The sequence below is a fragment of the Frateuria sp. genome (assembly GCF_035695185.1).
Lineage (GTDB): Bacteria > Pseudomonadota > Gammaproteobacteria > Xanthomonadales > Rhodanobacteraceae > Frateuria_A.
Genome location: NZ_DASSES010000062.1, coordinates 1 through 19041 on the forward strand (window position 1 = coordinate 1; position 19041 = coordinate 19041).

At 70.1% G+C, this 19041-nt stretch carries 20 protein-coding genes and 1 pseudogene; 10 read left to right on the plus strand and 11 right to left on the minus strand.

Annotated elements, in window-relative coordinates; all coding sequences use genetic code 11:
- The coding region (locus VFH59_RS04305; protein ID WP_325163674.1) for a dihydrofolate reductase at window positions 1–106 on the minus strand (106 nt) is incomplete at its 3' end.
- A 100-nt stretch (window positions 107–206) separates the two neighbouring features.
- On the opposite strand from VFH59_RS04305, the gene VFH59_RS04310 reads away from it, so the two are divergent.
- On the plus strand, window positions 207–1205 hold the full coding sequence (locus VFH59_RS04310; protein WP_325163652.1) for a hypothetical protein: 999 nt from the start codon (window positions 207–209) through the stop codon (window positions 1203–1205).
- 27 nt (window positions 1206–1232) lie between these two features.
- Here the strand turns inward: VFH59_RS04310 and VFH59_RS04315 are convergent, their stop codons facing one another.
- Entirely contained in the window at window positions 1233–2216 is a 984-nt protein-coding gene (locus VFH59_RS04315; protein ID WP_325163653.1) for an isoaspartyl peptidase/L-asparaginase, read from the minus strand.
- Window positions 2217–2493: 277 nt separating this feature from the next.
- Between VFH59_RS04315 and VFH59_RS04320 the strand changes: the two are divergent.
- Window positions 2494–3129, plus strand: a pseudogene (locus VFH59_RS04320) (CoA transferase subunit A); the annotation flags it as partial.
- Between the two features lie 93 nt (window positions 3130–3222).
- On the plus strand, window positions 3223–3852 hold the full coding sequence (locus tag VFH59_RS04325; protein ID WP_325163675.1) for a 3-oxoacid CoA-transferase subunit B: 630 nt from the start codon (window positions 3223–3225) through the stop codon (window positions 3850–3852).
- Window positions 3853–3919: 67 nt separating this feature from the next.
- Here VFH59_RS04325 and VFH59_RS04330 read toward each other — a convergent pair whose 3' ends face one another.
- From VFH59_RS04330 to VFH59_RS04340, 3 genes are all read right to left on the minus strand, one after another.
- Window positions 3920–4891 (minus strand): HAMP domain-containing sensor histidine kinase, encoded by a 972-nt coding sequence (locus VFH59_RS04330; RefSeq protein WP_325163654.1) that lies wholly within the window; start codon window positions 4889–4891, stop codon window positions 3920–3922.
- A 26-nt stretch (window positions 4892–4917) separates the two neighbouring features.
- Window positions 4918–5643 (minus strand): response regulator transcription factor, encoded by a 726-nt coding sequence (locus VFH59_RS04335; protein ID WP_325163655.1) that lies wholly within the window; start codon window positions 5641–5643, stop codon window positions 4918–4920.
- 130 nt (window positions 5644–5773) lie between these two features.
- Complete coding sequence (locus tag VFH59_RS04340) at window positions 5774–6391, minus strand: arylesterase (protein WP_325163656.1); 618 nt, start codon at window positions 6389–6391, stop codon at window positions 5774–5776.
- On the opposite strand from VFH59_RS04340, the gene VFH59_RS04345 reads away from it, so the two are divergent.
- The 4 genes from VFH59_RS04345 to VFH59_RS04360 all read left to right on the plus strand — a co-directional run bounded on the left by VFH59_RS04345 (window position 6390) and on the right by VFH59_RS04360 (window position 11507).
- On the plus strand, window positions 6390–7085 hold the full coding sequence (locus tag VFH59_RS04345) for an ABC transporter ATP-binding protein (protein ID WP_325163657.1): 696 nt from the start codon (window positions 6390–6392) through the stop codon (window positions 7083–7085). The two genes, VFH59_RS04340 and VFH59_RS04345, sit on opposite strands and share 2 nt — an antisense overlap.
- A gap of 100 nt (window positions 7086–7185) precedes the next feature.
- A complete protein-coding gene (locus VFH59_RS04350; protein WP_325163658.1) occupies window positions 7186–9666 on the plus strand; it encodes an ABC transporter permease in 2481 nt (826 codons plus the stop codon).
- Between the two features lie 82 nt (window positions 9667–9748).
- A complete protein-coding gene (locus VFH59_RS04355; protein WP_325163659.1) occupies window positions 9749–10369 on the plus strand; it encodes a glutathione S-transferase family protein in 621 nt (206 codons plus the stop codon).
- A 19-nt stretch (window positions 10370–10388) separates the two neighbouring features.
- The gene (locus VFH59_RS04360) at window positions 10389–11507 is read left to right on the plus strand and encodes an SLC13 family permease (protein WP_325163660.1); all 1119 of its coding nucleotides are present in this window, start codon (window positions 10389–10391) and stop codon (window positions 11505–11507) included.
- An 86-nt stretch (window positions 11508–11593) separates the two neighbouring features.
- On the opposite strand, the gene VFH59_RS04365 is transcribed toward VFH59_RS04360, so the two are convergent.
- A complete protein-coding gene (locus VFH59_RS04365) occupies window positions 11594–12364 on the minus strand; it encodes a DUF4097 family beta strand repeat-containing protein (protein ID WP_325163661.1) in 771 nt (256 codons plus the stop codon).
- Window positions 12365–12483: 119 nt separating this feature from the next.
- Between VFH59_RS04365 and VFH59_RS04370 the strand changes: the two genes are divergently transcribed.
- Window positions 12484–12948: a hypothetical protein gene (locus VFH59_RS04370; RefSeq protein WP_325163662.1), complete on the plus strand. Its 465-nt coding sequence runs from the start codon at window positions 12484–12486 to the stop codon at window positions 12946–12948.
- Between the two features lie 44 nt (window positions 12949–12992).
- Here VFH59_RS04370 and mazG read toward each other — a convergent pair whose 3' ends face one another.
- From mazG to VFH59_RS04395, 5 genes are read right to left on the minus strand one after another with little or no spacing between them, the layout of a single operon-like run.
- Entirely contained in the window at window positions 12993–13790 is a 798-nt protein-coding gene (gene mazG / locus VFH59_RS04375) for a nucleoside triphosphate pyrophosphohydrolase (RefSeq protein ID WP_325163663.1), read from the minus strand.
- 3 nt (window positions 13791–13793) lie between these two features.
- Window positions 13794–14618: a 3'(2'),5'-bisphosphate nucleotidase CysQ gene (gene cysQ / locus VFH59_RS04380; RefSeq protein WP_325163664.1), complete on the minus strand. Its 825-nt coding sequence runs from the start codon at window positions 14616–14618 to the stop codon at window positions 13794–13796.
- A complete protein-coding gene (gene nudE / locus VFH59_RS04385; RefSeq protein ID WP_325163665.1) occupies window positions 14615–15169 on the minus strand; it encodes an ADP compounds hydrolase NudE in 555 nt (184 codons plus the stop codon). Before nudE ends, cysQ begins: the two co-directional genes overlap by 4 nt.
- Before the next feature lie 9 nt (window positions 15170–15178).
- The gene (locus tag VFH59_RS04390; RefSeq protein WP_325163666.1) at window positions 15179–15964 is read right to left on the minus strand and encodes an inositol monophosphatase family protein; all 786 of its coding nucleotides are present in this window, start codon (window positions 15962–15964) and stop codon (window positions 15179–15181) included.
- Window positions 15961–16740 carry a type II secretion system protein N gene (locus tag VFH59_RS04395; protein WP_325163667.1) on the minus strand — a complete coding sequence of 260 codons (780 nt, stop codon included), beginning with the start codon at window positions 16738–16740 and terminating at the stop codon, window positions 15961–15963. Before VFH59_RS04395 ends, VFH59_RS04390 begins: the two co-directional genes overlap by 4 nt.
- A 49-nt stretch (window positions 16741–16789) precedes the next feature.
- Between VFH59_RS04395 and VFH59_RS04400 the strand changes: the two genes are divergently transcribed.
- Both VFH59_RS04400 and VFH59_RS04405 read left to right on the plus strand, forming a co-directional pair.
- Entirely contained in the window at window positions 16790–18193 is a 1404-nt protein-coding gene (locus tag VFH59_RS04400) for an adenosylmethionine--8-amino-7-oxononanoate transaminase (RefSeq protein WP_325163668.1), read from the plus strand.
- 98 nt (window positions 18194–18291) lie between these two features.
- Window positions 18292–19026 carry a 16S rRNA (uracil(1498)-N(3))-methyltransferase gene (locus VFH59_RS04405; RefSeq protein ID WP_325163669.1) on the plus strand — a complete coding sequence of 245 codons (735 nt, stop codon included), beginning with the start codon at window positions 18292–18294 and terminating at the stop codon, window positions 19024–19026.
- Window positions 19027–19041 lie beyond the last annotated feature (15 nt).

Here is a 19041-nt window from a genome sequence, read left to right on the forward strand (position 1 = left end):
TCAGCTGCTTGAACCAGCGCAGGTCGTCCGGCAGGTGCCAGGGCAGTTGCCCCTTTCGGCCGATGGCGAAGTTCTCATCCAGTGCGGCGATCAACGAAATGGACATCGGTGCTCCAGGGGCGTGTGGATGGTGCGACCGGCACATGCGGCCGCTGGGGCCGCCCGCCATGCTCGGGGCCATTGTAGCCATTCACGGAGACCCGGCGATGCCATTCACCCTTGCCCTGTTTGCCACGGTGGCACTGGCGGGCGCACCGGCAGCCCACCCGTCCCGGCCAACCCAGGTCATCCCGACCCACTTCCAGGCCGGGCATTTCTTTGCGACGCCGGAAACCGCCGACGGGCAGGCCTTGCGGCTGGTGGTCGACACCGGCGGAGGCGGAGCCGCTGGCCTGTACTGGCTGACCGGCGCCAGCGCGGAACGGCTGCACCTGAAGGAGACGACGTGCGCGCTGGGCGAGGAACGCCTTTCCGTGGCGAAGCTGCCCGCATTCAAGCCAGGGCGAGGCCTGCCCCCGCCGGCCTCGCCCTGCGGCCGGGTGCTGCTGGTCAACCCGCAGACCAAGCCGAACGCCATCAACGGCGACGGGCAACTTGGCGCCGGCTACTTGCAGGGGCACGTGTGGACCTTCGATTACCCCGCGCAGCGCCTCTCGCTCGAGGGCAGCGACTGGCGCCCCGATCCGGCCGCCCATGCCACACCTCTCGGCTTCCCCCGTGATGCCGGCGGCCATCCTGAAAGCGGCTTTGCGCGCATTACGATCCGGGTCGATGGCCAGCCGGTCGACATGCTGCTCGACACCGGCGCCACCGCCCATCCGACCGCCGCCGGCAGGAAGGAAAGTGCCACGCCGACGGTGGACGGCTACGGTGTGACCAGCTTCATCGCCACGAGCATGGTCGACCGCTGGCACAGCGCCCACCCGGACTGGCGCGTGGTGGAAAGGGGCGATGACCTGCGGCCGTCCCGCCCGAGCCGCATCATCGAGGTCCCTGAAATCGAGGTGGCCGGCTGGAGGGTGGGGCCGGTCTGGTTTACCGAGCAACCCGACCGGGCCTACCACGAATACATGGCCAGCATGATGGACAAACCGGTCGAGGGAGCCCTGGGCGCCAACGTGTTCCGGCACTTCGCCATGACGATCGACTACCCCGCCGCCATGGCATGGTTCCGATGCGAAGTGGCCTGCGAGGCGGCGCCGTGACGGTCGAGGAAGCCTCGACGAATCGACTCACCCGCCGGAGGTGTCCGGTGCCGCCGGGGTCGCATCCGGTTCGTCGTCGTAGATCGCGACGTGCGGCACGCCGTCGCCGCCGATCCAGCCGCGGTACATCCCGTCGGTATTGAAGGGCATGGCGATGTCGCCCTTCGCGTCCAGCGCGATGGCACCACCGTTGCCGCCCAGCCCGGGAATCTCCTGGTTGATCACCTCGGCCGCGGCGCGCTCCAGCGGCACGCGCATCAGCGATACACGCATGCAGATCGCGTGCGCCGCCACCGTCCGGATGTAGAACTCGCCCCAGCCGGTGCCCGAGACCGCGCAGTCGGCATCGGCGTAGGTACCGGCGCCGATGATCGGAGAGTCGCCCACCCTGCCCCATCGCTTGTCGGTCATGCCGCCGGTGGAGGTGCCGGCGGCCAGGCGGCCCTGCGCATCCAGCGCGACGGCGCCAACCGTGCCGAAGTGCCGGGCCGTTTCCAGGTCCGAATGCGGCGTGCCATCGCGATCCTCCTTGAGCGCCCTCTGCAACTGTTGCCAGCGCTGCTCGGTACGGAAGTAGGAGGGATCGACCAGCGGGATGCCCGCCTCCCGGGCAAACGCCTCGGCACCGTCGCCGACCAGCATCACGTGCGGCGATTTCTCGAGCACCGCGCGCGCCAGCAGGATCGGGTTCTTCACCCGGTGCACGCCGGCGACCGAGCCGGCACGCAGTGTATGGCCGTCCATGATCGCCGCGTCCAGCTCGTTGCGCCCGTCATGGGTGAATACCGAGCCCTTGCCGGCATTGAAGTTGGGATCGTCCTCCAGCACGGTCAGCGCGGCGGTAACGCCGTCCAGGGCCGGCTTGCCCGCCTTGAGCCGGGCGTAGCCGCTCTCGAGCGCACGGGCGAGTGCCGCGCGGACATCCTTTTCCCTGGCCGGATCCATGCCGCGCCTGATCACCCCCGAGCCCCCGTGAATGACCAGCACGGGCGTGGTGGCAGCATGACTCATGGCAGCGATCCCCAGGGCAGTCAGGGCGGCGAACATGCGCAGCGGCTTCACTTGGACGTCTCCCGGCAAGTGGCGACGGGAGTATATCCAGCCATCCGGTTTTCCCAGCGGGCACGGCGGCAGTTCCTTCGCCGGCCCGTCGTCGCGGCGAGCGGCGAGCGCCGTGCCGCACGTTCCCGCGGCCCGACGCGACACAGCTTGCGACCTTGGTACGACGCGGCCGGCGCGTGTTCCATCGTATCCTTGGCAGCTGACTCTCCATCCGGAAGGCACTGCTATGGACAAGGTGTATGCAAGCGCGAAGGCGGCCCTCGACGGCCTGCTGTTCGACGACATGACGATCGCCGCCGGCGGTTTCGGCCTGTGTGGCATCCCCGAGAACCTGATCGGTGCGCTGCTGGAAGCCGGCACCAAGGGGCTGACCATCGTCGGCAACAACGCCGGCGTGGACGACTTCGGCATGGGACCGCTGCTCAAGACCCACCAGGTCAAGCGCGTGTATGCCTCCTACGTCGGCGAGAACAAGGAATTCGAGCGCCAGGTGCTGTCGGGCGAGCTGGAGCTGCATCTCACCCCGCAGGGCACGCTGGCCGAGAAGCTGCGCGCCGGCGGCGCCGGCATCCCCGGTTTCTATACGCGCACCGCGTTCGGCACCAAGCTCGCCGAGGGCAAGGAGACCAAGGTCTTCGACGGCAAGGAGTACGTGCTGGAGGAAGCCATCCACGCCGACGTCTCGATCGTCAAGGCGTGGAAGGGCGACCGCCTGGGCAACCTGGTGTTCCGCGAGACCGCGCGCAACTTCAATCCGATGATCGCCACCTGCGGCAAGGTCTGCGTGGCCGAGGTCGAACACCTGGTCGAGGTCGGCGAGCTCGACCCCAACAACATCCATGTGCCGGGTATCTACGTCGACCGCATCGTCGAGGGCGCGAAGTACGAGAAGCGCATCGAGTTCCGCACCGTCGCCGGTGCCAATACCGGCAAGGAAAACCCGACCCGCGCCGCGATGGCCCGGCGCGCCGCGAAGGAGCTGCGCGACGGCTTCTACGTGAACCTCGGCATCGGCATCCCGACGCTGGTGGCGAACTACATTCCCGAGGGCATGGATGTGATCCTGCAGTCGGAGAACGGCCTGCTCGGCATCGGCCCGTTCCCCACCGACGACAAGGTCGACCCCGACCTGATCAATGCAGGCAAGCAGACCATCACCACCCTTCCCGGCTCGAGCTTCTTTTCCAGCGCCGATTCCTTCGCGATGATCCGCGGTGGGCACATCGACCTGTCGATCCTTGGCGGCCTGGAGGTCTCCTGCACCGGCGACCTGGCCAACTGGATGGTGCCGGGCAAGATGGTCAAGGGCCCGGGTGGTGCGATGGACCTGGTCAGCGGCGTCAAGCGCGTGGTCGTGCTGATGGAGCACACGGCGAAGGACGGCTCGCCGAAGATCAAGCCGCAGTGCGATCTGCCGCTCACCGGCAAGGAAGTGGTCGACCTCATCATTACCGACCTGGCCGTGTTCGAGGTCGAGAAGGGCAAGGGCCTGACGCTGATCGAGCTCAACGAAGGGGTAACCCTGGATGAGGTCGAGGCCAAGACCGGTTGCCGGTTTGCCGTGTCGCCCTCGCTCGGGGGCTGACTTTCCCGTCGAGTGCACCACCCTCGCGCGACCGCGAGGCTGCCGGTCGCGCACGGTTGCGTCCTGCTCAGGCCGGCAGGGTTTCCGGGAAGTGGATGCTGGCGATGTGTTCGCTGCCGTCGCGGGTCTGCAGTTCCAGTGGCCAGTGGAAGCGCTCGCTGATCCGCTGGGCAATCGCCAGCTCGAAGCCGTGCCGGTCGATCGCCGGCGCATCCTCCACGCGGTTGGACACCGCCACCGCCCCCGGCAGCACGGTGATGAGGATCGTGCCGTGATCGGCCTGCTGGCTGGCGTTGCGGATCAGCTGCCAGCACAACACCATGAACACCCGTGGCGAGGCGCGCAGGGCGAAGCGCGCCGGCTCCTCCAGCTGGAGGTCCACCGCACGGCCTTCGAGCATCTGCTTGAGGTCGTCCATGCCACGGTGCAGCACGTCGTTGACGACGAACTCCTCCTCGCCCGCGCCCACGTCCGACTCGCGGGCCAGGATCAGCAGCGCCTCGATCAACGCCTCCATCTCGCGCGTGGCGCGCTGGATACGCTTGACCGAGCGCACGCCGAACTTGCTGAGTTCGGCCTCGTCCGAAAGCATGTCGGCCGACATCTTGATAACGGTGAGCGGACTGCGCAGTTCGTGGCTGGCGTCGCGGGTGAAGTTGCGCTCGCGCAGGTTGTAGCCGGCGATGCGCGTGGCAAAGCCGTGCAGGCCGCGCGCCAGCGTCACCACGTCGGCATCGGCCCGGTCGGACAGCCGCGTGGGCGCCAGCGCGTCAAGGTCGGGCTCGTCCTCCCATGCATCGACCACGCGCGCGAGCCGGCCGACCGGGCGCCAGGCGCGGCGCGCGGCCAGCCAGGCCAGGGCACTGATGATGGCGAGCAGCACCAGCACCGCGGCCGGTGGCGCGACATCGAAAAGCCCCAGCGCGACGCAGACGATCACTCCGAGCAGTTGCAGGCCGAAGATGAGCGCCAGCCGACGATGGAACGCGCCGGCCCGCCTCCTTCCTTCGCCCTGTTCCTGTAGCAATCCCCTGTCCATGCCTGATGTTGCGACGCTCACCCCGCTCAGGCGGTGGCCGTCGCCACTTCCGTCTCCAGGTCGGCCAGGCGGTATCCGGCCGAATGGATCGTGTGCAGCAACGGTCGGTCGAACGGCTTGTCGATGACGCGGCGCAGGTTGTACAGGTGCGAGCGCAGGGTGTCCGAATCGGGCAGCGTGTCGCCCCAGATCTCCCGCTCGATGTCGCGCCGGCTTACCACGCGTGGTGACTCGCGCATCAGGATGGCGAGCAGCTTCAGGCCGATCGGCGAGACGGTCAGTTCCTGCCCGCCCCGGGTCAGACGCAGCGTGGCGGTGTCCAGCGTCATGTCGCCCACGGTAAGCACCTCGGAGGACACCTGGCGACGATCGCGACGGATCAGCGCACGCAGGCGCGCTTCCAGCTCGCGCACCTCGAACGGCTTGACCAGGTAATCGTCGGCGCCGGCCTCCAGGCCGATCAGTTTGTCTTCCAGCGTGTCGCGCGCGGTGAGCATCAGGACCGGGGTGGACTTCTTGGCGTCCTTGCGCAGCTTGCGGCAGACGTCCAGGCCGTCCATGCCGGGCAGCATGAGGTCCAGCACGATGACGTCGTAGCTGTTCGACACGGCCAGGTGCAGGCCGCTGACGCCGTCGGCCGCATAGTCCACCGAATAACCCCGGCGCTCCAGGAATTCCCCAACCATTTCAGCAATTTGGCGGTTGTCCTCTACCAGCAGGATCAAGCCGGCCTGTTCGTCGCGTAGGCTCATGGTCCCTCCGTTGCTTGTTTTCACAAATGTGAAGAGCTAACGATTCGGCGGGTGACAGCAGCGTGAAAGTTTTAAGCCTTGATTCAGAACGGTTTCTGGCGCCCAGTCCGCTCGTGCGCGGAAGTGTCCTTCAACGCAGCAACGGTGCCAGCTGCGCCCACACCGTTTCAAGGACGACCGGCTCGCCCGCCGCCGTGGGATGCAAACCATCGTCCTGCATCAGCGACGGGTCAAGGGCCACGTTTTCGAGCAGGAAGGGCACCAGCGCCGTGTGTCTGCGGCGCGCGAGGTCGGCGTATACGGCACGCAGGCCGTCCCGGTAGCGCGGGCCGTAGTTCACCGGCAGCTCGATTCCCAGCAGCAGCACCCTGGCATGCGCCTCCCGGGCCATGTCGATCATCGCGCCGAGGTTGTCCTCCAGCGCGTCCAGGGGCAGGCCACGCAGGCCATCGTTGGCGCCAAGCTCCAGCACCAGCACGGCGGGTCTGTAACTTGCCAGTAGCCTGGGCAGGTGGTGGCGCCCGCTCAGGGTGGTCTCGCCGCTGATGCTGGCATTGACCACGCGCCAGGGCGGCTCCATCTTGCCCAGGCGTACTTCCAGCAGATGCACCCAGCCCTGGTTCGTGGCGATGTTGTGCGCAGCCGACAACGAATCGCCCAGCACCAGCACCGTCTTCGGCGCGGCCGCCAGCGCGGCGCCGCTCCAGCCCATCCACAGCACCGCCAGCCATCCGAGGAATCGACGCATGAGCGAACCTTCCCAACCGCTTCTGGAGGCCGGCGATGTTAGCAAGACGGTGCGCGGCCCCGAGGGAAGGCTGGACATCCTGGCCGGCGTGAGCCTCGCGGTGCACGCCGGGGAAAGTTTCGCGATCGTCGGCGCCTCCGGTTCCGGCAAGACCACGTTGCTTGGCCTGCTGGCCGGGCTGGACGTACCCAGCGCCGGGACGATCCGACTCCACGGCCATCCGCTGCAGGCGATGGACGAGGAGGCCCGCGCGGACCTGCGCCGGCGGCTGGTCGGCTTCGTCTTCCAGTCCTTCCATCTGCTTCCGGCGCTCACCGCCGAGGAGAACGTCATGCTGCCGCTGGAGCTGGAGGGGCGCGACGACGCACGCGAGCGCGCGCACGAGGCACTCGACGCGGTCGGCCTGCACGCACGCCGTCGCCACTACCCGGCCCAGCTTTCCGGTGGCGAGCAGCAGCGCGTCGCGATCGCGCGGGCCTTCGTACATGGCCCGCGCGTGCTGTTCGCTGACGAGCCCACGGGCAACCTCGACCAGCGCACCGGCCGGCATGTCGCCGACCTCTTGTTCGCGCTCAACCGCGACCATCGCACCACGCTGATCCTGGTGACTCACGACGCGCAGCTGGCCGCACGCTGCGCGCGCGGCGTGGAGCTGGTGGAGGGCCGCGTCGCCGCGCCGGCCGCCACCCGATGACGTGCAGCGACGCCTTGAGGGAAGCCCCGGGCACCACCGCCATCTTTGGCGCGAGGCAGGCACCGGTCGCGCCGGGGGGCGCTCCTGCGTGGCCCGCCGCATGAAGCTGCTCCGTCTTGCCCTGCGAACCCTGCGCCGCGAATGGCACCTCGCCGAGCTGCGCACGCTGGCCGCCTCGCTGATGCTGGCCGTGGTGGCCCTGGGCGTGGTGACCACGCTGGCCAGCCGGGTCGAAGGTGGCCTGCTCGCCAGCGCCGCGGAGCTGATCGGCGGCGATGCCGGCCTTTCCGCGCCACAGGCGTTGCCTACGGCGTACACCGATGAGGCGCGCCAGCGCGGCTTGGCGGTGACGCGCAATGCCGGCTTTCCCAGCGTGGCCTTCGTCGGCGAGCGCAGCCAGTTGCTGGACGTGGACGCCGTCGACGGCAGCTGGCCGCTGCGCGGGACGCTGCAACTTGCCCGACACGGTCGTACGGAGGCCGGCCACGGTCCGCCTCCGGGGCAGGTCTACCTCGATCATCGTGCGCTGGTCGCACTCGAGGTGGCCGTGGGTGGCCGCGTCCAGTTGGGGGGCCTGGACTTCCAGGTCGCCGCTGAACTGGTGAGCGAACCGGATGGTGGCGAGCTGGTTGCGCTGGCCCCGCGTGCGCTGATGAACCTGGCCGACGCGCAGCGTGCGGGCCTGCTCGCCGTGGGCAGCCGCGCACGCCATCGGCTGCTGGTGGCCGGGGCTCCTGCGGCGGTGAGCAACTGGCTTGCCTGGGTCAAGGCGCGCCGCCTGCCGCAGGGAGCCGACCTGATCACGCCCGAGCAGACCCAGGAGCGCATGCGCAGCGCGTTCGACCGCGCCGGCGCGTTCCTGCGCCTGACCGCATTGCTGTCGGCGCTGCTGGCCGGCGTGGCGATCGCATTGGCGGCGCAGCGCTACGCCCGGCGCAAGACCCCGGAGGTCGCCCTGCTGCGCGCGCTGGGCACCGCCCGCGCCCGCGTGCTCGGCCTGCTGCTTGGCGTTCTGGGTGCGCTGGCGCTACCTGCGGCGCTGCTCGGCGTGCTGCTGGCCTGGGGCCTGGCCGAGGGCGCCTGGGGCCTGGCCGGTGCGTCGCTGGTGCACGTGCCGACCACCCAGCCCCTGCTGCCGGCGCTGGGTGCCGCTGCGATGGGCCTGGCGGTGCTCGCGGGCTTCGCGCTGCCGCCGCTCGCCCGGCTGGCGGAGGTGCCGCCGGTAGCCGTGTTCCGCGCCAGCGTGACGCGTCGCGTGCGCCGCGTGGATGCGCTCTACCTCGTGCCGGCGCTGGTCGCGCTGGCGCTGATCTGGAGCCAGAGCGGCTCGGCCAGGCTCGCCGGCATCCTGGCCGCCAGCCTGCTCGGCGTGGCGGTGCTCGCCGCCTTGCTCGCGCTGGTGTTGCTGTGGTTCGCGCGGCGCATCGCGCCGGGCGCGCACCCGGCGCTGCGGCTGGGCCTGGCCGCGCTGGCGCGGCGGCGCGGCCTGAGCACGGTGCAAGCCACCGCGCTAAGCCTGGGTCTGGTCGCATTGCTGCTGCTCGCGGTGGTCGCGCCGGCCCTGCTGGAAGGCTGGCGCCGCGAGCTGCCGCCGGACACGCCCAACTGGTTCGTGCTCAACCTGCAGGATGACCAGCGCGGGGATTTCACCAAGCGCCTGGAACAGCTCGGCGCGCAGGAACTCAACATGCTGCCGCTGGCCGTCGGCAAACTCACCGCGATCAACGGCAAGCCAGTCGACGGGCTGCATTTCGCCGATCCGCGCGCCAGGGAATGGGTCGATCGCCAATTGCGCCTGTCATGGACCGGCACGCTGCCACCGTCCAACCGGGTGATCGCCGGGCGCTGGGCGGGCGCCAACCCGCCCCGTGCCGAAGTGTCGGTGGACACGATGTGGCGCGACATGTTCGCGCTGAAACCGGGCGACCGCATGCGCTTCGACGTCGGCGAAGGCACGCTCGAGGCCACCGTCGGCAGCGTGCGCCAGGTCGACTGGAGTTCGTTCCGGGTGAACTTCTTCCTGCTGCTGGACCCGGCGCATGCGAGTGACCTGCCGCATACCTGGCTGGCCAGTTTCTACCTGCCGCGCGGGCATGCCCGCGCGCTGGCGCGGCTGTCACGCGACTACAGCAACCTCAGCCTGGTCGACGTGGACGCGCTGCTCGATCGCGTGCGCGACATCGTCGGGCAGGTCGGTGGCGCGGTGCGCTGGGTGCTCGGGTTCAGCCTGCTGGCCGGCGCGCTGGTGCTGGCTGCGGCGCTCGCTACCAGCGCAGCCGAGCGCCGGCACGAGGCCGCGCTGCTGCGCACGCTGGGCGCCCGGCGCGGCCAGCTGCGGCTGGCGGCCGCCTGCGAGTTCGCCATGCTCGGCCTGATCGCCGGCCTCACCGCGGCCCTGGGCGCCGCCGGCGCCGGCTGGTGGCTGGGGCGGGCGGTGTTCCGGCTGGACGGCTTCGTGCCGCCGCTGTGGCCATTGCTTGGCGCTGCGCTGCTGGCCGCCATGGTGATCATGCTGCTCGGTCTGGCGGGCACCCGCCGGGTCACCCGTACCTCGCCGATGCGGCTGCTGCGGGAGGAATGAAGCCCGTGGCGCTAGCAACGACCTGCTCGTTCATACTGGGCAGGCTCGCCACGCCCAGCACAGCGGACCGCCAAGGAAACCCATGTACACGCTCTACTACGCCCCCGGCACCGCCAGCATGGTGGTGCACCTGGCCCTGCTGGAAGCCGGCGCGCCACACGTGCTCAAGCTGGTCGACCTGGACGCCCGGGCGCAGCGGGATCCCGCCTATCTCGAGCTCAACCCGCGCGGCGTAGTGCCCACGCTGGTCGTCGATGGGCAACCGCTGAGCGAATCGGCCGCGCTGCTGATGCTCCTGGCCGAGCGGCACCCGGACTCGCCGCTGGCCCCGCCGCCGGGCACGCCGGAGCGGGCGGCCTGGTACCAGTGGATCGTCTACCTGAGCAACACGCTGATGTCCGCCTATCGCTTCTGGTTCTATCCACAGGAGCTGGACGACACGCCGGCCGTTCGCGCCGCGCTGCAGCGGCGGATCGAGAGCGTGTGGGACCTGCTCGACGCCCATGTCGCGTTGCAGGGCCCGTATCTGCTGGGCGCACGCTTCTCCGGCGCCGACCTGCTGCTCACCATGCTGATGCGGTGGTCGCGCAACATGCCGCGGCCCGCGACGGAGTGGCCTGCGCTCCGGCGGCTGGCCGACCTGGTGCGCGCACGGCCGAGCTGGCGGCGGCTGTACGAGGTCGAAGGCCTGCGCGAGTGGTAGGCCGCCCGCGCCGGCACCCATGACGATGCGCCGCTGGCTGGAACGGCTGAAGGCCGAGTGGCTGTTGCTCGCCTTCGCCCTGCTCACGCTGGTGCTGGCGTTTGCCGACCCGCAGCCTGCCGCGGCCTGGAAACGCTGGCTGCAGGGGCCGACCCTCGCCGGCCTGGCGGGGCTGCTGATTGCCATCCAGGGCATCCGCGACAGTGCGCTGGTGCAGCACGCCGCCGCGCTGCTCGCGGCGCGCGCACACTCGCTGCGCAGCCTGGGCCTGTTGCTGGTCACCGCGACCGCGCTGTTGTCCATGGTCCTCACCAACGACGTCAGCCTGTTCGTGCTGGTGCCGCTCACGGTGGCCATCGGCGGCCTGTCCAACCTGCCGGTGCTGCGCATGGTGGTACTGGAAGCGCTGGCGGTGAACGCGGGCTCGACGCTGAGCCCGATCGGCAACCCGCAGAACCTGCTGCTGTGGCAGCACGGGCAGCTGACGTTTCCGGACTTCGCCGTCGCCATGCTGCCGGCGTCGGCGGTGATGTTCGCACTGGTGTGGGCGCTGACCTGGCGCTGGCTGCCGCGTGAGCGTGTCGCGCTGGCCCCGCGGGCGCTGGACGGCCAGCCGGTAGCCCGTGGCCTGGCCGCGCTGTCGACCGTGGCGCTGGTGGCCATGGTGGTGCTGATGGAATACGGCCATGCGGTCTTCGGTGCCGGCGTGCTGGTGCTGGTGTACGCACTCGTCGCGCGGCGCAGCCTGGCGCGGGTGGACTGGCTGCTCCTGCTCACCTTTGCCGCGATCTTCCTCGGGCTCGGCCACCTGGCGGAACTGCCGCCGGTGGATGCGGCACTCGACCGGCTGGACTTCAGCCAGCCGCTCACGCTCTACCTGGCCGGCATCCTTGCATCACAGCTGATCAGCAACGTGCCGGCCACCGTGCTGCTGCTGGAGCGCGCGCACGATCCGATCGCGCTGGCGGTGGCGGTGAACGTGGGTGGCTTCGGGCTGGCGATCGGCTCGCTGGCGAACCTCATCGCCCTGCGGCTGGCTCGCCAGCCGCAGGGACTGCGCGCGTTGCATCGGGTGTCGGTGCCCTTCCTGCTGGTGTGCGCACCGCTGGTGTACCTGGCGTGGCGGTGGCTGGGGTAGCGGTCGCACGGCGCGAGCCTTCCCTGCAGGGCGCACCCGTGCGCGACCATGCGGCATGGCGGTCGCGCACGGCGGAGCGATGATTCTCAATCGTCGTCGCGCGGCACGTCCACCTTGCCCTTGACGCTGCTGTGGCTCACGTCGCCGCTGCCCTTGGCGCCGAGACTGAAGTCGCCGTCCACGCCATCGACGTCCAGGTCACCCGAGCCGAGCGTTTCGGCGTGCACGCTCCCGCGCACGTCGCGCAGGGTCAGGTCGCCCGAACCGATGCTGCCCACGCGTGCGTCGCCCCGGACCCCGCTGGCGGTGAAATCGCCCGAGCCGACCGACCCCACCTCGAGGCTGCCCACGTCGTGCGCCTCGACGTCGCCCGAGCCCACGCTGGTGACGAAGTGCCCCGCCACGTTGCGCACATGCAGGTCGCCCGAACCCACGTGGCTCTGCAGCTGACCGACGCCACTGACGTCGGCATCGCCAGAGCCCACGTCGACCGTCAGCGGCAGATTGGCCGGAAGCTCCACGTTGACGTCGAGGTCGGACTCGCCGCCGCCGAACAGGTGGAAGGCACCGTGGCCATCGCCCAGCTCGAGGATCAGCTGGTCACCCTCGCGGCGCTGGGTGACGACCAGCTGTTCGAGCCGCTCGCGATCGGACGCGCAGGCCCGGCCGTGTACGTCGAGCTTGCCGGCACCGGCCCGGCCGGTCACGTGCAGGTCGAAGCTGCGCACTTCGATCTGTACGCCGCGCACGCCGGCCAGGTCCACGCTCATATTGCGCGGGGCCTCGAAGGGGCAGCGATCGGCCGCCTGGCCGGCGAGCGGCGCGAGCAGGAACAGGGAAGCGAGGATGAGGCGCATGGAAGACTCCGCTTGGCTGAATGGACACCCCTTGGATGCACGCGGGGCCCGCAGGGTTGCAGTCAACGCGCCCGTCCGGGTCGCGTTTTCCGGAACACCATCCGAACGGAGCTCCATGCATGGCATCCCGTACCCTGCTCGCCCCTGCCCTCGCCCTGCTGCTGGCCAGCCCACTGGCCATGTCCCAGGACGCGCCGCCCACGCCGCCGGCGCATACCCTGCCCGCGCCGCGGCACGGACCGATGCGTGAACACCTGCGCCACATGCGCATGGAACGCGGCCACGCCATGGGCGCGATGGCCGATCTGCACGCGCTGGAGCGGCTATACCGGCAGGCCGGCCGCGAGAAGGAACTGACCGGCGTCTACAACGAGGTGCTCGCCAAGTCGCAGGACCCGCGCCTGCGCACCTACGCCTACCACCGGCTGGCCCGCCTGCAGGCACGGCCGGCCAATGTCGACCAGGCGATCGCCACGCTGCGCAGGAGCCTGTCCGAGAACCTGGCCAACGAGGCGAAGATGCGCGCCGACCGCGAGCGCATGCGTGCGCAGTGGCAGCAGGCGCAGACGCCGGCGACACGCTGACCGCTGAACGGTGCTGCGCAAGGTGGGCCTCGGCCCACCCTGCATCATTCCGCCTGCTTGGCCTGGTGCCAGAGCGCTTCCTGCTCCGCCAGGCTCCGCTCGGCGAGCGGACGACCTTCCGCCGCGGCGAGTTCCTCCATGTGGCGGAAGCGCCGCTCGAACTTGGCATTGGCGCGGCGCAGGGCGCGCGAGAAATCGACGCCCGCATGGCGGGCCAGATTGGCCGTCACGAACAGGACGTCGCCCAGTTCGTCCTCCAGCCGCCCGGCCTCCGCACCGCTGGCGAATTCGGCGCGGACCTCGTCCACTTCCTCGGCCAGCTTGTCGAGCATCGGCCCGGGCTCGCGCCACTCGAAACCCACACTGGCCGCACGCTGCTGCAGCCTGGTCGCGCGCTTCCACTCCGGCAGTCCGCGCGAGATACCGGCCAGCGCGCTGGCATCGTGCGTCTCGCCCCGGGCAGCGCGTTCGGCCGCCTTGATGGCCTCCCAGCCGCGGGTCTGCGCCGGCACGTCCTCGAAGTGCTCGTCACCGAACACGTGCGGGTGACGCCGGCGCATCTTGTCGGCGATCGCGTGGGCGACGTCGCCAAAATCGAACGCCCCCCGCTCCTGGGCCATCTGTGCGTGGAACACCACCTGCAGCAGCAGGTCACCCAATTCATCGCGCAGATCGTCCAGGTCGCCGCGGTCGATGGCATCGGCGACTTCGTACGCCTCCTCGATGGTGTAGGGGGCGATCGAGGCGAAGTCCTGTTGCAGGTCCCACGGGCAGCCCCGCTCGGGATCGCGCAGGCGGACCATGATCCCGAGCAGGTCGTCGAGCGTGTAACGGTCGGCCATCCGTCAGGCCGGCCTCGCCTTGCCCAGCCGCGCCTTCCATTCCACGCTCCGGTCGCCCACGGCCAGGAATTCCGGGTTGAGCACCGATTCCTTGGTGTTGTAGCGCAGCGGCTCGCCGGACAGGTCCAGCACCGCGCCGCCGGCCTGCTCCAGCACGCACTGGGCAGCCGCGGTGTCCCACTCGCTGGTCGGGCCCAGACGCAGGTAGAGATCGGCCACCGCGCGGGCGATCAGGCAGAACTTCAGCGAGGAGCCCATCGGGAAGGGCTGGTACGGCGTGCCCAGCAGCGCGTCGAGGAACGCGTGCGTATCGTTGCCGTGCGAGCGGCTGCCGGCCACCACCGCGGGCGCGGCCAGCGCCCGCACGCCGATCGACTGCCACTGACCGGTGGCGTGCTGCTGCAGCCACGCACCCTGGCCGTCGGCTGCGGCATACAGCTCGCCGGTGACCGGCGCCAGTACCACGCCGAGGACCGGGCGGTGATCCTCGATCAGCGCGATGTTGACGGTGAACTCGCCGTTGCGCTTGACGAACTCGCGGGTGCCGTCGAGCGGATCGACCAGCCAGTAGCGCGACCAGGACCGGCGCTGTTCCCACGGCGCGGCGCGCGCCTCTTCCGACAACACCGGCACGTCCGGCGCGATGCGCGCCAGGCCGGCGGCGATCACGCGCTGCGCGGCGAGGTCCGCGGCGGTGAGCGGCGAGGCGTCGTCCTTGTGTTCGACGGCGAACTCGTCGCGGTAGATCGCCAGGATCGCGTTGCCCGCTTCGCGTGCGATCGCGCTCACCTCGGCCAGCAGGCCGGATTCGGGTGCGACAAAGCTCATGGCTGGAACCGTCCGGCCAGGTACTCGCGCGCCATGAACAGGGCCGCGATCGAGCGGCCTTCGGTCACGTCGTCACGGACGATCAGGGTGTGCAGTTCGGAAAGCTTCCATGGGACCACGTCCAACTCCTCGGGTTCGTCGCCGGGCAGGCGTTCGGGATAGAGATCCTGCGCCAGCACCACGTGCGCCATGTGCGTCATGTAGCCGGGCGACAGCGACAGGTTGTGCAGGATCTTCAGGTGGTTCGCGCCGTAGCCGATCTCCTCCTTCAGCTCGCGGTTGGCACCCTGTTCGGCGGTCTCGTCCTGATCGAGCCGGCCCTTCGGCAGCGAGAGCTCGTAGCGGCCCACGCCGGCACCGTACTCGCGGACCAGCAGCACGGTGTCGTCGTCCAGCATCGGCACGATGATGACCGCTCCCAGGCCACTGGCGCGCAGGCGCTCGTAGGTGCGCCGTTCGCCGTTGGAGAATTCCAGGTCCAGCTGCTCGACGCGCAGGAAGCGGCTGTCGACGCATTCGCGGGTGGCATGGATGATCGGTGGTTTGCGCATCAGGACATTCTAGCCCGCGGTTTCATGATGCAGGCGTGCAAGCGCCTGGGCGTGGATCTCCGGCACGCCGGCCAGCACGCTGGTGGTTTCCAGGCCCGGAGCCTGGCCATCCAGGTCGGTGAACACGCCGCCGGCCTCGCGCACGATCACCGCCAGCGCAGCGACGTCGAGGATGTTCACGTCCGACTCGACGACCAGGTCGAGACCACCGCGCGCGAGCAGGTGGTAATGGCAGAAGTCGCCGTAGCCGCGGATGCGGTTGCTGTCGCGAATCAGGGCGCCGAGCGCGTCCCAGCGCGCATCGGCGGTAAGCGTCCGCACGTTGCCGATGGAGAGCGCCGCCTGCGCCATGGCGGTGGTACGCGCCACCTGCACGCGTTCGCCGTCGAGCCAGGCACCGGCACCGGCACGTGCCCACATGGTCTCGCCGTAGACCGGCGCACTGGAGACGCCCAGCACCAGTTCGCCCCGGTCCATCAGCGCGATCTGGGTGGAAAAGAACGGCGTGTGGCGCACGAAGCTCTTGGTGCCATCGAGGGGATCGACCAGCCAGAGCAGGCCGTCGCGGCCGCCCTCCAGGCCGTATTCCTCGCCATGGATCGCCGCCTGTGGCAGCGCCCTGGCCAGCACCGCGCGGATCGCCTGCTCGGCTTCGCGGTCGGCCACGGTGACGGGCGTGGCGTCGGCCTTCCATTCGACCGCCACGCCGCGGTGCCAGTAGTGCCGAATGATGTCCGCGGCGGCCGCGGCGGCTTCGCGGGCGGCGGACAGGGCGTGCTCGGCGTCGTAGCTCATCGGGCGGTTTCCGGCATGCTGGCGGCCAGGCCGCCGCGGCGATGGAGATGAACCGAGCCGTCCGCCTCCGGACGGCCCAGGCGCGCCAGCCAGCGGCGCAATGCCGGATCGGTGGTGCGCGGTTGCAGCAGGAGGTCCAGGCGCCAGCCAAGGGGGCTGGCCTGCCACTGGCCATCCACCTGCAGCGGCCCCCTGCCCAGATCGTGCGGGCGGCCGGCGAGTACGCCGTTGGCCCCATCCAGGTTCGTGCCCAGATCGCCCAGTGCCACGCTCAGGGTGCGCGTCTTCATGACCGCGTCGCGCCACTGTATCCGGCCTTCCGCTTCGATCGGCCAGCTCCCCTGCAGCACGACCCGCTGCAACTCTGCCGTCAACGTGCCCTGCGGGGCACCAAGCGAGGAATCCAGTCGGGGCGCCCACCCGGCCAGGTTGGTACGCAGCCAGACCTCACTCCAGACCGGCCGCCCCTGCGCGTCACGTTGCAGGTGGCCTCGGGCATCCACCCGGGGCCCGGCCAGGTCCAGCCGCAGATCCAGGCGTCCCCAAAGCGCGCTGCGCGACAGTTGCCAGCGCAACCGCCCCAGCGGCCGGCCGTCCAGGCCGCGCAGCCGATCCGCCGTGCCATTCCAGACGAGTCCGTGCACGTCCTCCAGCGTCATGCCGTGCAGGCGCGGTTGCACGAGTGGCGCCACCCAGCGGGCGGGCAGGAACAGCACCAGTATCACCAACAGCAACGCGATGGCGACGAGCAGCCAGGCGGCGCGCGAGAGTTTCACGTCGGTCCTCGAGCTTGAGCGGCCATGCCGCAACGCCGATCATAGCCGGATGGACACCCCCTTCCCCGATGCGCCGGCCACTGCCGGCAACACCGCGCTGGCCGCGCGCGACCTGAAGCACGTATGGCATCCCTGCACGCAGATGCATGATCACGAGAGCATCCCGATGGTGCCCATCGTGCGCGGCGAAGGCGCCTGGCTGGTCGATGCGGACGGGCGCCGTTACCTGGACGGCATCAGTTCCTGGTGGACCAATCTGTTCGGCCATGCGAACCCGCGCCTGGCCGCGGCGCTTGCCGACCAGTCGCAGCGGCTCGAGCACGTGATCTTCGCCGGCTTCACGCACGAGCCGGCCATCGCGCTGGCCGAGGAACTGGTCCGCATCACGCCGCCGGGGCTCGACCGGGTGTTCTATGCCGACAACGGTTCGGCGGCCATCGAAGTGGCGCTCAAGATGAGCTTCCACTACTGGCTCAACCAGGGCCACGGCGAGAAGACGCGTTTCATCGCGCTGACCGGCAGTTACCACGGCGAGACGCTGGGTGCGCTCTCGGTCAGCGACGTGGCGCTTTACCGCAAGACCTATGCGCCGCTGCTGCTGACGCCGATCCTGGCGCCTTCGCCGGATGCCTACGAGGGAGAGCCGGGCGAGACGCCGGCGCAGGTCGCCGCGCGCCGGCTGGAGGAACTGCGTGCGCTGCTGGAACGCCATGCCCACGAGACCTGCGCGGTGATCGTCGAGCCGCTGGTGCAGTGCGCCGGCGGCATGCGCATGTACCACCCCGACTACCTGACCGGCCTGCGCCGCCTGTGTGACGCGTTCGACGTGCACTTCATCGCCGACGAGATCGCCGTGGGCTTCGGGCGCACCGGCACGCTGTTCGCCTGCGATCAGGCCTGTGGCGAGCCTGGCCGTGGGACGGGGGTGGCACCGGACTTCATGTGCCTTTCCAAGGGCCTGACCGGCGGTACGCTGCCGCTATCGGCGGTGCTCACGACCGACGCGGTGTACGCGGCGTTCTACGCCGAATACAGCGCCGGAAAGGCATTCCTGCACTCGCACAGCTACACCGGCAATCCGCTGGCCTGCCGCGTCGCGCTGGAGACGCTGGCGATCTTCCGCGACGAGCCGGTGCTGGAGCGCAACCGCGTCCTGGCTGCGCACCTGGCGCGACGGCTGGCGCCTTTGCGTGACCATCCGCACGTGGCCGACGTTCGACAGACCGGCATGATCGCCGCGATCGAACTGGTCGCCGACAAACGCACCCGCATGCCCTGGCCGGCCACCGAGCGGCGAGGCCTGCGCGTCTACCTGCACGGGCTTGCCAACAGCGCGTTGCTGCGGCCGCTGGGCAACGTGGTCTATTTCATGCCGCCTTACGTGGTCACCACCGGCGAGATCGACCACCTGGTCGACGTTGCCGTTGCCGGGATCGAGCGCGCGGTGGCCTGAATGGACCGGTTGCAGGAGCCCGCCCGCAGGCGCCACCTTTTTCGGGCTCGGGCCAGGGGCCCTATCCGAGCTCCACTCTGAACGCCGCCAGGACCTTCATGCGCACCATCCGTATCCACGTCGACGGCGCTCTCGCGCCCGACCTCGAACTCAGCCTGCCGCCGCAGGCCGGCGACCACGTGGCGCGCGTGCTGCGCCTGGGCGAAGGCGCTGCACTGGTACTGTTCAACGGTGACGGCAGCGACTATGCGGCGGTCCTCACCCACGTGGGCAAGCGCGAAGTGCGCGCGCGGGTCGTGGGAAAGCAGGCGGTCGCCAACGAGTCACCCCTGCCGCTCACGCTCGCCCAGGGCGTCGCCCGCGGCGAGAAAATGGACCTGATCGTGCAGAAGGCGACCGAATTGGGCGTGGCGCGCATCGTGCCACTGCTCACCGAGCGCTCGGAGGTCCGGCTGGATCCGGCACGGGCGGAAAAGCGCCTGGCGCATTGGCGTGCCGTCGCGGCCAGCGCCTGCGAACAGAGTGGCCGCGCGCGGCTGCCGTCGATCCTGCCCGCGCAGTCGCTGGACGCCTGGCTGGGTTCCCTGCCACACGACGATGCCTTGCGCCTGGCGCTCCTGCCCGAAGGCAGCCGGTCGCTTCGTGATCTCGCGTTTGGACCGGCCGGGGGCCTGCTGGTGGTGGGACCGGAAGGCGGCCTCGGCGAACGCGACGTCAGCTGCCTCGAGGCAGCCGGCTTCGCCGGCCTGCGGCTCGGCCCCCGCGTCCTGCGCACCGAGACGGCCGGGCTTGCCGCCCTCGCGGCGCTGCAGGCGCTGCATGGAGATATCTAGGGGGGACACCACCCC

Coding starts and splice junctions, on each gene's coding strand:
- VFH59_RS04370 (WP_325163662.1), top strand. CDS start 12,484: ATGGCATCCCGTACCCTGCTCGCCCCTGCCCTCGCCCTGCTGCTGGCC.
- VFH59_RS04345 (WP_325163657.1), top strand. CDS start 6,390: ATGAGCGAACCTTCCCAACCGCTTCTGGAGGCCGGCGATGTTAGCAAG.
- VFH59_RS04310 (WP_325163652.1), top strand. CDS start 207: ATGCCATTCACCCTTGCCCTGTTTGCCACGGTGGCACTGGCGGGCGCA.
- VFH59_RS04325 (WP_325163675.1), top strand. CDS start 3,223: ATGGCCCGGCGCGCCGCGAAGGAGCTGCGCGACGGCTTCTACGTGAAC.
- VFH59_RS04400 (WP_325163668.1), top strand. CDS start 16,790: ATGGACACCCCCTTCCCCGATGCGCCGGCCACTGCCGGCAACACCGCG.
- VFH59_RS04405 (WP_325163669.1), top strand. CDS start 18,292: ATGCGCACCATCCGTATCCACGTCGACGGCGCTCTCGCGCCCGACCTC.
- VFH59_RS04360 (WP_325163660.1), top strand. CDS start 10,389: ATGACGATGCGCCGCTGGCTGGAACGGCTGAAGGCCGAGTGGCTGTTG.
- mazG (WP_325163663.1), bottom strand. CDS start 13,790: ATGGCCGACCGTTACACGCTCGACGACCTGCTCGGGATCATGGTCCGC.
- VFH59_RS04330 (WP_325163654.1), bottom strand. CDS start 4,891: ATGGACAGGGGATTGCTACAGGAACAGGGCGAAGGAAGGAGGCGGGCC.
- VFH59_RS04335 (WP_325163655.1), bottom strand. CDS start 5,643: ATGAGCCTACGCGACGAACAGGCCGGCTTGATCCTGCTGGTAGAGGAC.
- VFH59_RS04355 (WP_325163659.1), top strand. CDS start 9,749: ATGTACACGCTCTACTACGCCCCCGGCACCGCCAGCATGGTGGTGCAC.
- VFH59_RS04365 (WP_325163661.1), bottom strand. CDS start 12,364: ATGCGCCTCATCCTCGCTTCCCTGTTCCTGCTCGCGCCGCTCGCCGGC.
- VFH59_RS04390 (WP_325163666.1), bottom strand. CDS start 15,964: ATGAGCTACGACGCCGAGCACGCCCTGTCCGCCGCCCGCGAAGCCGCC.
- VFH59_RS04350 (WP_325163658.1), top strand. CDS start 7,186: ATGAAGCTGCTCCGTCTTGCCCTGCGAACCCTGCGCCGCGAATGGCAC.
- cysQ (WP_325163664.1), bottom strand. CDS start 14,618: ATGAGCTTTGTCGCACCCGAATCCGGCCTGCTGGCCGAGGTGAGCGCG.
- nudE (WP_325163665.1), bottom strand. CDS start 15,169: ATGCGCAAACCACCGATCATCCATGCCACCCGCGAATGCGTCGACAGC.
- VFH59_RS04315 (WP_325163653.1), bottom strand. CDS start 2,216: ATGAGTCATGCTGCCACCACGCCCGTGCTGGTCATTCACGGGGGCTCG.
- VFH59_RS04340 (WP_325163656.1), bottom strand. CDS start 6,391: ATGCGTCGATTCCTCGGATGGCTGGCGGTGCTGTGGATGGGCTGGAGC.